The organism is Lysinibacillus sp. NPDC058147 (assembly GCF_042884205.1).
In the GTDB taxonomy this organism is placed as follows: domain Bacteria; phylum Bacillota; class Bacilli; order Bacillales_A; family Planococcaceae; genus Lysinibacillus.
The window spans coordinates 795,074-808,215 of the sequence record NZ_JBHVUJ010000001.1; the positions used below are offsets into that span (position 1 = coordinate 795,074).

At 36.7% G+C, this 13,142-nt stretch carries 9 protein-coding genes; all 9 read left to right on the plus strand.

Annotation, left to right across the window (positions count from 1 at the left end):
• Positions 1–150: 150 nt before the first annotated feature.
• The 9 genes from ACFVT8_RS03870 (at position 151) to ACFVT8_RS03910 (ending at position 13,141) form a co-directional block, all read left to right on the plus strand.
• Complete coding sequence (locus ACFVT8_RS03870) at positions 151–1,527, plus strand: aminotransferase family protein (RefSeq protein WP_387081875.1); 1,377 nt, start codon at positions 151–153, stop codon at positions 1,525–1,527.
• Between the two features lie 61 nt (positions 1,528–1,588).
• A complete protein-coding gene (locus ACFVT8_RS03875) occupies positions 1,589–3,010 on the plus strand; it encodes an NAD-dependent succinate-semialdehyde dehydrogenase (protein ID WP_387081874.1) in 1,422 nt (473 codons plus the stop codon).
• 167 nt (positions 3,011–3,177) lie between these two features.
• The gene (locus ACFVT8_RS03880) at positions 3,178–3,834 is read left to right on the plus strand and encodes a GNAT family N-acetyltransferase (RefSeq protein WP_387081873.1); all 657 of its coding nucleotides are present in this window, start codon (positions 3,178–3,180) and stop codon (positions 3,832–3,834) included.
• Between the two features lie 157 nt (positions 3,835–3,991).
• Entirely contained in the window at positions 3,992–5,626 is a 1,635-nt protein-coding gene (locus ACFVT8_RS03885) for an amidohydrolase (protein WP_387081872.1), read from the plus strand.
• A 314-nt stretch (positions 5,627–5,940) separates the two neighbouring features.
• Positions 5,941–7,212: an APC family permease gene (locus tag ACFVT8_RS03890; RefSeq protein ID WP_387081871.1), complete on the plus strand. Its 1,272-nt coding sequence runs from the start codon at positions 5,941–5,943 to the stop codon at positions 7,210–7,212.
• A 54-nt stretch (positions 7,213–7,266) separates the two neighbouring features.
• A complete protein-coding gene (locus tag ACFVT8_RS03895) occupies positions 7,267–8,655 on the plus strand; it encodes an APC family permease (protein WP_387081870.1) in 1,389 nt (462 codons plus the stop codon).
• Between the two features lie 77 nt (positions 8,656–8,732).
• Positions 8,733–9,986 carry an ArgE/DapE family deacylase gene (locus ACFVT8_RS03900; RefSeq protein ID WP_387081869.1) on the plus strand — a complete coding sequence of 418 codons (1,254 nt, stop codon included), beginning with the start codon at positions 8,733–8,735 and terminating at the stop codon, positions 9,984–9,986.
• A gap of 400 nt (positions 9,987–10,386) precedes the next feature.
• Positions 10,387–11,697 (plus strand): aminotransferase family protein, encoded by a 1,311-nt coding sequence (locus tag ACFVT8_RS03905; protein WP_387081868.1) that lies wholly within the window; start codon positions 10,387–10,389, stop codon positions 11,695–11,697.
• A gap of 22 nt (positions 11,698–11,719) precedes the next feature.
• The gene (locus tag ACFVT8_RS03910; protein WP_387081867.1) at positions 11,720–13,141 is read left to right on the plus strand and encodes an aldehyde dehydrogenase family protein; all 1,422 of its coding nucleotides are present in this window, start codon (positions 11,720–11,722) and stop codon (positions 13,139–13,141) included.
• The last annotated feature ends 1 nt before the right edge of the window (position 13,142 follow it).

The following is a 13,142-nucleotide window of genomic DNA, read 5'->3' on the forward strand; positions in this document are numbered from 1 at the left end:
TTACATTATAAAAATGTAAAGATATACTATTTTCATAATTAAGAATAGTTCAAAAATTGGATCTAAACTGTATTTCAGTTTTAGGTTAGTTGATACCAGAGTGTATCCATTCAATCGCAAATTATTAATTTATAAATGGAGGTTTTATCAATGACAACTAAAATTACTCAACAATCAAAAACTGTAGAGTTAGCTAAACTGGACAAAAAGCACTTTCTACATCCTGCTACAAATCCGAAGGCTTTAATTGACAATGGACCGCCTATTATCTTTGTTAAAGGTAAAGGAGTTTCAGTTACAAGTACGGATGATGTGGAATACATCGACGGGATGTCAATGCTTTGGAACGTGAACTTAGGACATGGGAATCAAGAACTTGCAGATGCTGGTAATAGTCAATTATCTACCCTCGCGTATGCATCATCATTTAAAGGATTCTCAAATGAACCATCCATTCTACTTGCTGAAAAATTAGCTGAGTTAGCACCAGGAGATTTAAATAGTGTATTCTACACTTCTGGTGGGTCAGAATCAAATGATACAGCAATTAAATTAGCTCGTTTCTACTGGGAGCTTAAAGGGAAATCAGAAAAAAGAAAGATTATTGCGCTAACGAATGCTTATCACGGTGTAACAATAGGGGCGCAAACAGCTACTGGTCTTGCAGCATACCACAAGTTCGCATCATCAAATATAGACGGAGTTGTTCGTGCAACAGCCCACCTATTAAACAGCGAGTTAGGTGATAAGAGTGACCCGAACTATGCAGATTCTATCCGTGGAACAATTGAAAGAGAAGGTGCGGAGACGATTGCCGGAATTATTATTGAACCTGTGCAAGGTGCGGGCGGAGTTAATATTCCACCAGAAGGTTACTTAGAAGCAGTTCGTAAAATCTGTGACGAGCACAATATCCTTTTCATGGCAGATGAAGTTATTTGTGGATTTGGTCGTACGGGGAAAATGTTTGGTGTAAACAACTGGAATGTTGTCCCTGATATGATGTCAATTGCAAAAGGAATTACGAGTGGTTATTCGCAACTTGGCGGGGTCATGATGAATGATGAAATTAGAGAAACAATTGCTAACTTCGATGCTGTTATCCCACATGGTTTCACATATAGTGGCCATCCGACTGCTTGTGCGATTGGACTGAAAAACATTGAAATACTAGAGCGTGATAATATTATTGACCACGTAAACGAAATGGAGAAAGAACTTAAAAAAGGTTTAGATTACTTAGCTGAAAAACATAGTATTGTAACAAATTGCAGAGTAATTGGTCTGTTGGCTGCATTTGAACTTTATGAAGATCCAACAAGTGGAAAATTGTTTGATCCAACTGTTTTCCCATCAAATGCAGTAGTCGACGCATGTTTCGATCGCCAATTAATATTAAGAGCGCTTGGAGCGTATAACCAAATTGTGGCAATTGCGCCACCACTTATTATTAACAAAGAAGAAATTGAAAAAATGATTCAAATTATAGACGATTCGATTACTGCTTTTAAAAATACACGCAACTAAACTATTCCTATAAAGTAAGTTGAGTAGTGGTGGTTATAGTTAAAAAAGGGGAGGTTCTCTAGTGCTTTATATTAATGGTGAATGGCGAGATACAGGAAATAAATTAGATGTAACAAATCCTGCGACAGGAGAAATAATTAGAACTGTTGCTACAGGTGGTAAAACTGAAACTAAAGAAGCAATCGAAAGTGCGAAGAGAGCATTTAAATTCTGGGGTAAGACAACTGGAAATGAGCGCAGCAACTACCTGTTTCAAGTGGTTCAATTGATGAAAGAAAAAACAAAAGAATTAGCTGAAACAATTACACTTGAAAATGGTAAGCCTTTACCAGATGCTACTCGTGAAGTAGCAGGTGCGATCGGCTATCTAGAATGGTATGCAGAGGAAGCAAAGAGAATTTATGGGGAAACAATTCCTGCATCTGCAGCTGATAAACACTTAATGGTAATTCGCGAACCTGTTGGGGTATGTGCAGCTATTACACCATGGAATTTCCCGTTATCGATGATTACAAGAAAAATTGCACCTGCACTTGCTGCGGGTTGTACGATTGTTTTAAAACCGGCTGACTTAACTCCTCTTTCGGCGATAAAAGTATTCGAATGCTTTCATGAAGTTGGACTACCTGCTGGAGTTGCAAACCTAGTAATTGGCCCAGCTGAAGAAATTGGGAACGAGATGACGAGTAACCCAGATGTTCGTAAAATCACATTTACTGGCTCGACGCGTGTGGGGAAAAAACTTATCCGTGATTCGTCTGATACAGTGAAGAAAATATCAATGGAGCTTGGTGGACACGCACCGTATATTGTGTTTGAGGATGCTGATATTGACGCAGCAGTTAATGGTATCTTAGTGTCTAAGTTTATTAACTCAGGTCAAACTTGCATCAGCACCAACCGGATTTACGTAGCAGAAACTGTAGCTGATGAATTCTCAGGAAAGTTAGCTGAAAAGGTATCTAAATTAGTTGTAGGAAATGGATTAGAAGATGGCGTAAATGTCGGTCCAGTAATTAATAAAGTGGCTCTTGAAAAAGTGAAAAGTCAAGTAGAAGACGCTGTGAAACATGATGGTAAAGTAATTGCGGGTGGTAATGTATTTACATTAAATAATGGAAGCGGTTACTTCTTTGAGCCCACAGTTATTCAATATGCAAGCGATAATATGAAGATTACAACAGAAGAAACATTTGGACCAGTTGCACCAATTTATACATTTAAGACGGAAGAAGAGGTAGTTGAAAGAGCAAACCATCCTGAATATGGTCTTGCAGCTTATTGTTATACGCGAGACATTGGTCGAGGCTTACGAATGACGCGTGCTTTAGAGTTCGGAATTGTTGGTATTAATGATCCAGCTCCAGTGGTTGTACAAGCTCCGTTTGGTGGTATGAAGGAAAGTGGAATTGGGAAAGAAGGCGGTTGGTATGGACTTGAGGAGTACTTGGAGAAGAAGTTTGTATCGATTTATTTAAAATAATAAAAAATGTTACTAATCTAGGTAACTAAATATATTGTAGTAGACTTATCTTCATTCTCCATGTCTCCCATACATAGTTTCTAAAGAATGTATGGGAGACAGTCTACACAATTAATAAAGAAATAAACTTTAATTTAACTCCAATAAAATAAGAGGGTGAATTTATTATGTCTCAAGTAAATTTAAAAAATAATGGACAAGAAATAGTTGTCCGCAATATTTTAAAAGAGGATCTTGCTGAAGTTGCAGCACTTTCTATGAGGTGTTTTGGACCTGATATGGCATTAAAATATGAGCATTTTGAAAGTCAGATTGAGTTGTTTCCAGAAGGTCAAATTTGTCTAGAATATAACGGTAAAATTGTAGGAACGGCTTTAAGTCTAATTGTAAATTTTGAAGATTACGGAGATAGTCACTCATATTTTCAAATCTGTGATTTAGGATTTATCCGAAATCATAACCCTAATGGTAGAAACCTATATGGTATTGAAATTGGAGTACACGAAGATTTTAGAGGGTTACAATTGGGACGTCATTTGTATGATGGCCGAAAAAGAATATGTGAGAAACTTAACTTAGAAAGTATCTTAGTAGGTGGTCGTATACCTTTTTACTATAAATATGCTGAGCAGATGAGTGCAGATGAGTATGCACTAGAGGTAATGAAAGGGAAAATATATGATCCTGTATTAACATTCCAAATGAAAAATGGATACGTATTAAATAAAGTAATGCCAGGCTATTTACCTGGGGATGTTGAGTCATTAGAATATGCAACACTTTTGGAATGGAAAAATCCAGTTTACAAGCTTAAATTAGTATGAGTCTTTTGTCCGTTATGTTCGCCTATTTTAATAGGCGAACAGTGGATGCCCATTGTTAATTGCGATTATTTAACTTCTTAAATTGTGTAAGCGCTTTCATTTGGTTGTTATAAGAGTTCCATTAGAAGAAAATATTAGGTAAAGAGAGGAGTTATAAATGGTTATCGCTGATAAAGTTATTTCGAGTGAAGCAGTATTTACAGGTTTAGAAAATGAAGCAAAGCCAGCTGCTATTGCAATTAAAGGTAACAAAATCATTGCGGTAGGTTCGATGGAGGAAATAAAACCATTTATAGGTTTAGACACGAAGGAATATCGTTATGGCAACCAACTCATTATGCCAGGATTTCATGATGCTCACCTTCATCTCATGTTTGGTAGTCTTTTCTCGCATGCAAGTATCAATTTATCGGATGCTCATTCGGAAGAAGAAGTTGCTAGTTTAGTAAAGCAATTCTCAGAAAACGTGCATGCTGATGAGTGGATTATTGGCTATGGATGGGATCATACAAATTGGGCAGAGAAATGCTTGCCGACACGTTTTTCTTTAGACAAAGTAGTTCCTAATCGCCCGATTATTCTTTTCCACGCAGAAGGTCATTATTCGTGGGTTAATAGTTTAGCACTTGAAAATGCTAGGGTTACAAATGAAACTGAAGACCCTTCTAATGGTACGATTCAAAAAGATGAAAATAATGAAATCACAGGAATTCTTCTTGAAACAGCAATGAATTTAGTTGTGGATATTGCTCTCGCATTTACGGATAAACGGAAAGAAGAATTGTTTGAAGAGTTCTTAAAAAAATCAGCTCAATTAGGCATTACATCAGTAAATGATTTGTTTGCAAGTAGTTTTGATAAGTTAAATAGTTTCGATATGTATAAGGCATATGATGAAGCTGGAAAACTTACGACTCGAATTCATCTTTACCCTGAGTTAAATGATGATATAGATAGAGCAATAAGCTTGCGTGAAAAGTACAATTCCGAAAAATTACAGCTTGCAGGACTTAAGCAGTTTATTGATGGCGTTGTAACTGGACATACCGCATACATGTTAGATCCTTACTTAGACAAACCTATAACACGGGGGAGTACTGCTTTTCCTGTAGAAACGATCAAAAACTGGGTGACAAAAGCGGACAAAGAAGGATTTCAAATTCGCTTCCATACAATTGGTGATGGCGCAGTTAGGCTTGCTCTAGATATATTTGAAGCAGCAAGGATGGATAATGGTGTGAGAGATTCACGACATGCGCTAGAGCATATTGAAGTGATTCATCCGACAGATATTAAGAGATTTAAAGAATTGGGGGTTGTTCCATCTATACAGCCTTCTCATCTAGCATTGATGCCAAAAGAAAGTCATACTTTGCGTGTCGGTAAAGAGAAAGGCCCTTATACGTATTTATGTAAAACGTTATACGACGCAGTCGAGTATATTGCTCTTGGTACAGACTATCCAATAGCAACATTAGATCCTTTTAAAGAAATTTTCCATGCGATTACGAGACTAGACTTTACTGGTGATTATGAGTGGAATAGTCAAGAGCAGATAACACTCGCAGAAGCGTTGAAAGCGTATACAAAAGGTTCAGCATACAGCACATTCAGAGAAAAAGATTTGGGTACATTAGAAGTTGGAAAATTAGCAGATATTATTGTACTAGATAAAAACCTCTTTGAAGTAGAAAATAATGAAATTCTTCAAACGAAAGTTTTGTTAACAATTATGGATGGTGAAGTTGTTTATCTTCATTCAGCAGAAAACTCCCACCTCTACAGGTGGTGAGATGAATGCGGTTTTGGTTCCTTTTCAGTGGGTGTCCAAACACCTACTGAAATAGAGGAACTCAGACTAAGAGCGCCACGTCCTGTGGCAACGATTGAGTGACCAACATCATGTTGGCCTAAAGCCTCCGGACGCAATTACGCCAAGGCGAAATTGATAGTGAATCAGTCTACTATCCTACTATTTTAGTTAATTGATCATTTTACCGAGAAGATTTTTTTATTACTATTCGAGGAGTGAGAAAAATAAAACATCCGGTTAATTTGTCTAGATCGCTTTCTTTAACGTCTGTTGTTGTTACTGGGACGGCCTTTATGGCTTTAACTACAGTGTTTAGCACATACGGCATAGCCTCTAAAATATCTCATGGTATGGTCGCTGGATCGTATGTACTTGCATTAATTGTGATGATGTTTACGGCTCATAGTTATGGTCAAATGGCAAAAGCGTACCCCATTGCGGGATCTGCCTATACCTATGCGCAAAAAGCTATTAATTCTCATGTTGGTTTCTTAGTGGGATGGGCAATTTTAATGGATTATCTCTTGATCCCAATGGTTAACTTTTTACTATTTGGTATTTTCTTCTCAGCTGCTATACCTGAAGTTCCACAGTATGTTTGGATACTTACATTAGTAGTTCTTGTGACTTTTGTAAATGTTAGAGGTGTAAAGTTAAGCGCAAATATCAACATGATTGTAACAGGCTTATCGGTATTATTTATAATTATCTTTTGCATCTTATCAGTTAAATCAATAGTAACTGGAACCGGGACTGGCATTTTATTTAACCTTGATCCCTTTATTAATACCGAGGAGTCATTTAAGTATATAGTTGCTGGTGCTGCACTATTATGTTTCTCTTTCCTCGGTTTTGATGCAGTTTCTACTTTTTCAGAAGAAGTAAAAAATCCGGAGAAAAACATACCGCGTGCAATATTTTTAGTAACAATAATTGGTGGATTATGTTTTGTAGTCGTATCTTATTTTGCACATAATGTTTGGCCAGATTATACGAGTTTTAAAGATGCTGATTCTGCTTCCTATGAAATTATTTTCCTAGTAGGCGGGAATGCCTTACAAGCAGCATTCCTAGCAAAAACTGCAGTGGTTGTATTTGGTTCCGCGTCCGCATCTCAAGCAAGTGCTGCACGTGTATTATACGCAATGGGAAGAGATGGGCAATTACCTAAAAAATTTTTTGGAAAACTAAATAAAAGAACGAGAACCCCGGTTAACAACATTTTATTAATTGGTCTTTTATCATTATCTGCATTGTTTTTAAGTCTAAACTTTGTCGCGTCTTTCATTAACTTTGGCGCCCTACTTGCATTTACTGCTGTGAATCTATCCGTTGTTTTTTTATATTACGGTAAGCGAAAAGAACGCTCCTTAAAGGGGATTATCTTCTATTTGATTTTTCCATTAATCGGAGCAGTACTTACAACTTGTTTGCTTTTTAACCTAGATGTTTATTCTATTGCTTTTGGTAGTGTTTGGTTAGGAATTGGTGCTATTTATTTATTATTTATGACAAAAGGTCTTAAGCTTAAACCACCAGTGCTCCATACAGAACAGATTGATTAGTCGCAGTTTAAAACATTAATGAAGCAGCTAAAAATATGTAAAGGAGATGGATGAATGACAGATAACACTACGCTTAAAAGGTCATTAGGTGTTTGGTCAATTGTTGCACTGGGATTAGGATATATGACGCCTACAGTGGTCTTTGATACGTTTGGAATTGTATCAAAATTAACAAATGGTGTAGTACCAATGGCGTATTTTGTCGCCTTGTTAGTAATGGTATTGACAGCGATTAGTTATGGAAAGATGGTACAGGTATTCCCGGCTGCTGGTTCAGCATATACATACACCCGGGAAACAATGGGATCTCACCTAGGATTCCTCGTAGGATGGGCATCGTTATTAGATTATTTATTATTACCTTTAGTAAATGCATTAATTATTCGAATATATATGGAATCTCTGTTTCCGAATGTACCTGTTTGGATTTGGGTTTTTGCTTATGTCATTGTAGTTACTGCAATTAATGCTTATAGTATGGAATCAACATCCAGCTTAAACTTTATACTCGTTGTTTTCACGATTTGTTTAATAGCTATCTTCATAATACTTGCTTCTGTACAACTTTATCACGGTATGGGAAATGGTACTTTATTCACGATTCATCCACTATCACATGAAAATGTGAAATTAATAGCCGTTTTAACTGGGGCAACAGTAGTAGCTTTCTCGTTTATCGGTTTCGACGCAATAACAATGTATACGGAAGAAGCAAAGGATACATCAACAGTTCCTAGAGCAATCCTTCTAACTGTTTTAATCGGTGGGGGTATTTTCTTTATTGCTTCTTATTTTACACAATCATTATTCCCGGATGTTTCTGTGTTCGAAAATGTAGATGATACATTGCCGGAAATTGGTTTATATGTAGGAGGGAAGTTATTCCAACTGCTTTTCATTGCAGGAGCTTTCGCTGCTACTGTAGCTTCAGGACTTGCATCTCATGCAAGTGCTTCTCGTTTGCTGTTTGTTATGGGCAGAAATGGTGTACTTCCTAAAAAAACTTTCGGATACTTACACCCTAAATTTAGAACGCCTGTTTTTACGATTGTTTTGACGGGAATCGTATCATTATTTGCAATAGGACCAAATTTAGAATTAATTGCTTCAGTCATTAACTTTGGGGCATTAATTGCATTCACATTCGTTAACCTATCTGTTATTGTTCATTTCTATATTCGTCAGAAAAGGAGATCAGGCAGTGAAACCTTTAAGTACTTAATTATGCCTTCTTTCGGAGCATTAGCTACTGGAGTTCTTTGGTATCATTTACACGCTGATGCATTTATAGGTGGAATCGTTTGGCTTATAATCGGAATCATTTACATGCTGTTTATAACAAGATTCTTTAAAAAAGAACTTGGAAGCATGGACTCTATTGATGACTTGGAGTCATTAGATAAAGAGATTTTTAATGAAGAAAAGATTAAAGTCTTAAATTAACTATTTAGAGGATGAGAATCTCTTAGAAAATCTTCCTCTTTTTAATGACACAAGAAGTAAATAAAGGAGTGATTGCTTTGAAAGAAAAAATTCGACTGTATATAGAAGAAAATAAAGAAGAATTATTTAAAACAATTCAAGATGTCGTACGTATAAAAAGCGTTGTTGGTAATGAACAAGAGATGCAATTATACATGAAAAAAAAATATGAAGAACTTAACTTGATTTTGCATGAGATTGAACCAAAATATGAGAAGGTTTCAGCTCATGAAGCGTTTATTGATTCAGGTATTCCGTTTGAAGACCGAAAAAATATTATCGGAATACATAAAGGTGTCTCCGATGGTAAGTCATTAACAATTCATGGGCATGTAGATGTTGTTTCTCCAGAACCATATTCAAACTGGACGATGGACCCATGGAGTGGAGATATTATAGGAAACAAGTTATACGGTCGAGGCTCTGCCGATATGAAAGCAGGACTTATTTCAAATTGGTTCGCATTGAAAACATTAATTGATTTAGGTTATCCAATTGCTGGAGATGTTCAGCTACATTCAGTAATAGAAGAAGAAGCTGGTGGTGGAGGCGGAGCTTTAGCATGTTTAGAGGAAGGCTTTGTAACAGATGGGTACATTTCGACAGAGCCACATAATTTGAATATGACAATAAGTCATGGGGGGATTATGTATTTCCGGGTGTACGTAAAGGGAAGAACAGCGCATGCTGGTTTAGCGCATGAAGGCATAAATGCTATTTCAAAAATGATGAAAATCCTTAGTGCGCTAGATGAATTAAGTGAATGGCGTGCTAAAAATGTTAAGTTTGATTTATTTGAAAAGGGGTCTGGACAGTCTGTTCACTTAAACGTAGGTGTACTAAAAGCTGGGGACTGGGTATCGACAGTTCCAGGGGAAGCGATCCTCGAAGGAAGAATTGGTTTTATCCCAGGGGAAACTCGCGAAGAAATTAAGCAACTAGTACAAGACACGATTATGAAATCTGTCTTAGGCGATGAGTGGATGGATAAAAATCCACCTGTTATAGAGTGGTTTGGATGGTCAACGGAGCCGTGGTACCAAGATCCTGAGAACCCTTTTGTAAAATTATTCATCGAAAATGCAGAAGATGTTATGGGACATAAAGTAATAACGGTTGGAAGAGCTGGAGGAAATGATGCACGATTTACTCAGTATTACGGAAAACAAGGATTGTGCTTTGGGCCAATTGGAGAAAATATGCATGGACCAGATGAATGTGTTCATTTAGATAGCGTAGTAGAAGTAACTAATGTTTTGGCAAATTATATTATTAAGTGGAGCGAGAGTTAATCATCGTTAACTTTTGGGAATATCCATTTCAAACTAATAGCAGAATGATTAGGGATGTTATGGAAAAAGTGGATAGGCTTAATGCAATTGGTATTAGATTTAAAACAAAATTATGAATAATCAGCCTAGCACTGCTAGTACAACCAAACGAATAAGTGAGGATTATTTGTACACTAAAAAAACTTTTAATCGGGAAATTATTAGTGTGGAAAATTATTTGATAAAACAAATTTCTCTTAACAATTTAATCAACGAAACTTCCTATATTTGAAATTAATTGAAAATTAAATTAATTTATTTCCGAGATGTAAGTAAATCACATTTTAGTAGTTGGCAAGCTTATTGTTTATTAATTGTGAGTGTATTGTTTAAAAACATTTAAAAGAGAGGATGTATTTTTATGAAAAGAAATTATTCTGTTGAAGAACTTAAAGTGTTAGACCAAAAGCATTTTCTACACCCTACTTCACCAGTAAAGACGGAAAATGGACCGGCATTTATTTTTACAGAAGGAAAAGGTGTTTATCTGTATGATATTACAGGTAAAAAAGTTATTGATGGTATGTCTTCACTTTGGAATGTGAATATCGGACATGGTAGAACAGAACTTGGTGAAGTAGCGAAGGAACAAATGGATAAATTAGCCTTCAGTTCTTGTTTTGCAACGTTTAGTAATGAGCCTGCTATTCTATTAGCAAAAAAGTTAGCAGAATTAGCACCTGGTGATTTAAATACTACATTTTTTACGTCCGGTGGTTCTGAATCCAATGATAGCGCCTATAAATTGGCTCGTCATTATTGGATATTAAAAGGGGAAACTTCTCGAAAAAAAATTATCTCAAGATCGAGATCTTATCATGGGGTGGCAATCGGTGCTACAAGTGCGACGGGTTTAAAAGGATTTCGTGATTTTACAAATTCTAATGCACCGGATTTTCTATTCGTAGATAATTTCTCCATACAGGCTTTACGTGATTTGATTGAAACTGAAGGTCCAGAAACAATAGCTGCTTTCATCTCCGAGCCAGTACAAGGTGCAGGGGGGGTGCATGTTGCACCGGATAATTATTTCAAAGAAATTCGTGAAATTTGCAATGAGTACGGTATTTTGATGATAACTGATGAAGTTATCACAGGATTTGGTAGGACGGGTAAGTTTTTTGCGATGGAACATTTTAATGTGGTACCGGATATGATGTGCTTTGCAAAAGGTGTTACTAGTGGATATGCACAATTAGGTGGTGTAATGATCTCAGAGAAAATACACCAAGAATTTTCTGAATTATCAGAAGGAACTATATTGCATGGATACACTTATAGTGGTCATCCAATGGCCTGTGCAGTTGGGTTGAAAAACATTGAAATTATAGAGAAAGATAATTTAGTAGCAAATGCAGAAATTCGTGGTCAAGAGCTATTAGCAGGGTTAAAAGTATTACAAGCGAAGTATCCATTTATTGTAGATGCAAGAGGTTTAGGTTTAATGGCAGGTATAGAAATCTCTTATGAAGGAAGACTCCTCGCTCCGCAAATAGTGACAGAGGCAGCAAAGTTGGGATTAATATGTCGCTCTGTTGTACTAGATGCTCAAGATATTGTTGTATTTTCACCACCATTATCAATAAGCCAAAAGGAGTTAAGAGATTTATTGGATATTCTAGAAAAAGCGATTCAAGAAGTAGAGAGTCAGGTATTGGCAGAAAAGTTGTAATACGAAAGGTGAGGTAATTATAATGAGGAAAAATTTATTTATCAATGGGGATTGGGTGGAAGCAGCAGAGTATACAGAATTATGCTCTCCATATAGTAGCGAGGTCATTGCAGAAATACCGAAGGCAAATGTCGAGGAAGTAGAAGCAGCTTTAGTAGCTGCCGATGCTGCTCGTAAAACGATGGCGAATATGCCTTTGTATAAGCGTGCGATTATTCTTGAAAAATTAGCTTCTTTATTAGAAGCACGTGCTGAAGAAGCAGCAGAGCTAATAGCACTAGAAGCAGCCAAGCCTATTTCAACCGCCAAAGCTGAAGTTCAGCGTACAATTCAAACGTATAAATTTGCTGCTGAAGAAGCAAAGCGAATACACGGAGAAACAATTCCTGGGGATGCTGCCCCCGGTGGAGACGGGCGCATTGCTTATACGGTTCGTGAACCATTAGGCATCGTGGCAGCTATTACACCTTTTAATTTCCCAATGAATCTAGTAGCTCATAAAGTGGGGCCAGCAATAGCATCAGGTAACACGGTTGTATTAAAACCTGCAAGTCAAACACCATTAACTTCCTATTTTATTGGTGAATTATTAGTAGAGGCAGGATTACCGAACGGTGCGTTAAATATCGTTACTGGTGCAGGTTCTTTAATTGGTAACAAATTAGTCACGGATAATCGAGTGAAAAAGATTTCTTTTACAGGTAGCCCCGCTGTAGGTATTGGCATACGCAATCAAGCAGGTCTTAAGAAAGTAACGCTTGAATTGGGTTCTAATGCGGCTGTTATTATCGATGAAAATGTTAATATTGATAAATTAATTCCACGTGTCGTTTCCGGTGCATTTGCATTCCAAGGGCAGGTATGTATTTCAGTTCAACGAATCTATGTTCACGAAAAAATGTATGATTTGTTTGTAGATAAATTTGTAGCAGCTACAAAAGAGTTGAAACTTGGTGATCCCCTAGATCCTACAACGGATGTTTCAGCCTTAATTAGTCCACAAGATGTAAAAAGAACATTAAGTTGGATTGAAGAAGCAAAGGGGCAAGGGGCAATTATTGCAACTGGTGGAGAATCTGAAGGGAATATCTTACAACCTACCGTACTATTAAATGTAAAACCTGAGCAGAAGGTTTCCTGTCAGGAGGTATTCGCACCAATCGTATCAATTACGAAGTTTACATCTATTCAAGAGGCATTTGATCAAGTAAATGACTCCAAATATGGTTTGCAAGCTGGTATTTATACAGATAATATCCATGTTGCTTTACAGGCAACGCAAAAACTCCATGTAGGTGGTGTCATTATAAATGATATTCCTACATTCCGTTTAGATCATCTACCATATGGTGGTGTAAAGGAAAGTGGTATGGGAAGAGAAGGGCTGAAGTATGCAATTGAGGAAATGACAGAAATGAAACTTGTAGTTATAAACCAAAACTAAT

Excerpts from the sequence above, each read along its gene's own strand:
- ACFVT8_RS03870 (WP_387081875.1), top strand. The coding sequence starts at position 151 with ATGACAACTAAAATTACTCAACAATCAAAAACTGTAGAGTTAGCTAAA.
- ACFVT8_RS03880 (WP_387081873.1), top strand. The coding sequence starts at position 3,178 with ATGTCTCAAGTAAATTTAAAAAATAATGGACAAGAAATAGTTGTCCGC.
- ACFVT8_RS03885 (WP_387081872.1), top strand. The coding sequence starts at position 3,992 with ATGGTTATCGCTGATAAAGTTATTTCGAGTGAAGCAGTATTTACAGGT.
- ACFVT8_RS03890 (WP_387081871.1), top strand. The coding sequence starts at position 5,941 with ATGGCTTTAACTACAGTGTTTAGCACATACGGCATAGCCTCTAAAATA.
- ACFVT8_RS03895 (WP_387081870.1), top strand. The coding sequence starts at position 7,267 with ATGACAGATAACACTACGCTTAAAAGGTCATTAGGTGTTTGGTCAATT.
- ACFVT8_RS03905 (WP_387081868.1), top strand. The coding sequence starts at position 10,387 with ATGAAAAGAAATTATTCTGTTGAAGAACTTAAAGTGTTAGACCAAAAG.
- ACFVT8_RS03910 (WP_387081867.1), top strand. The coding sequence starts at position 11,720 with ATGAGGAAAAATTTATTTATCAATGGGGATTGGGTGGAAGCAGCAGAG.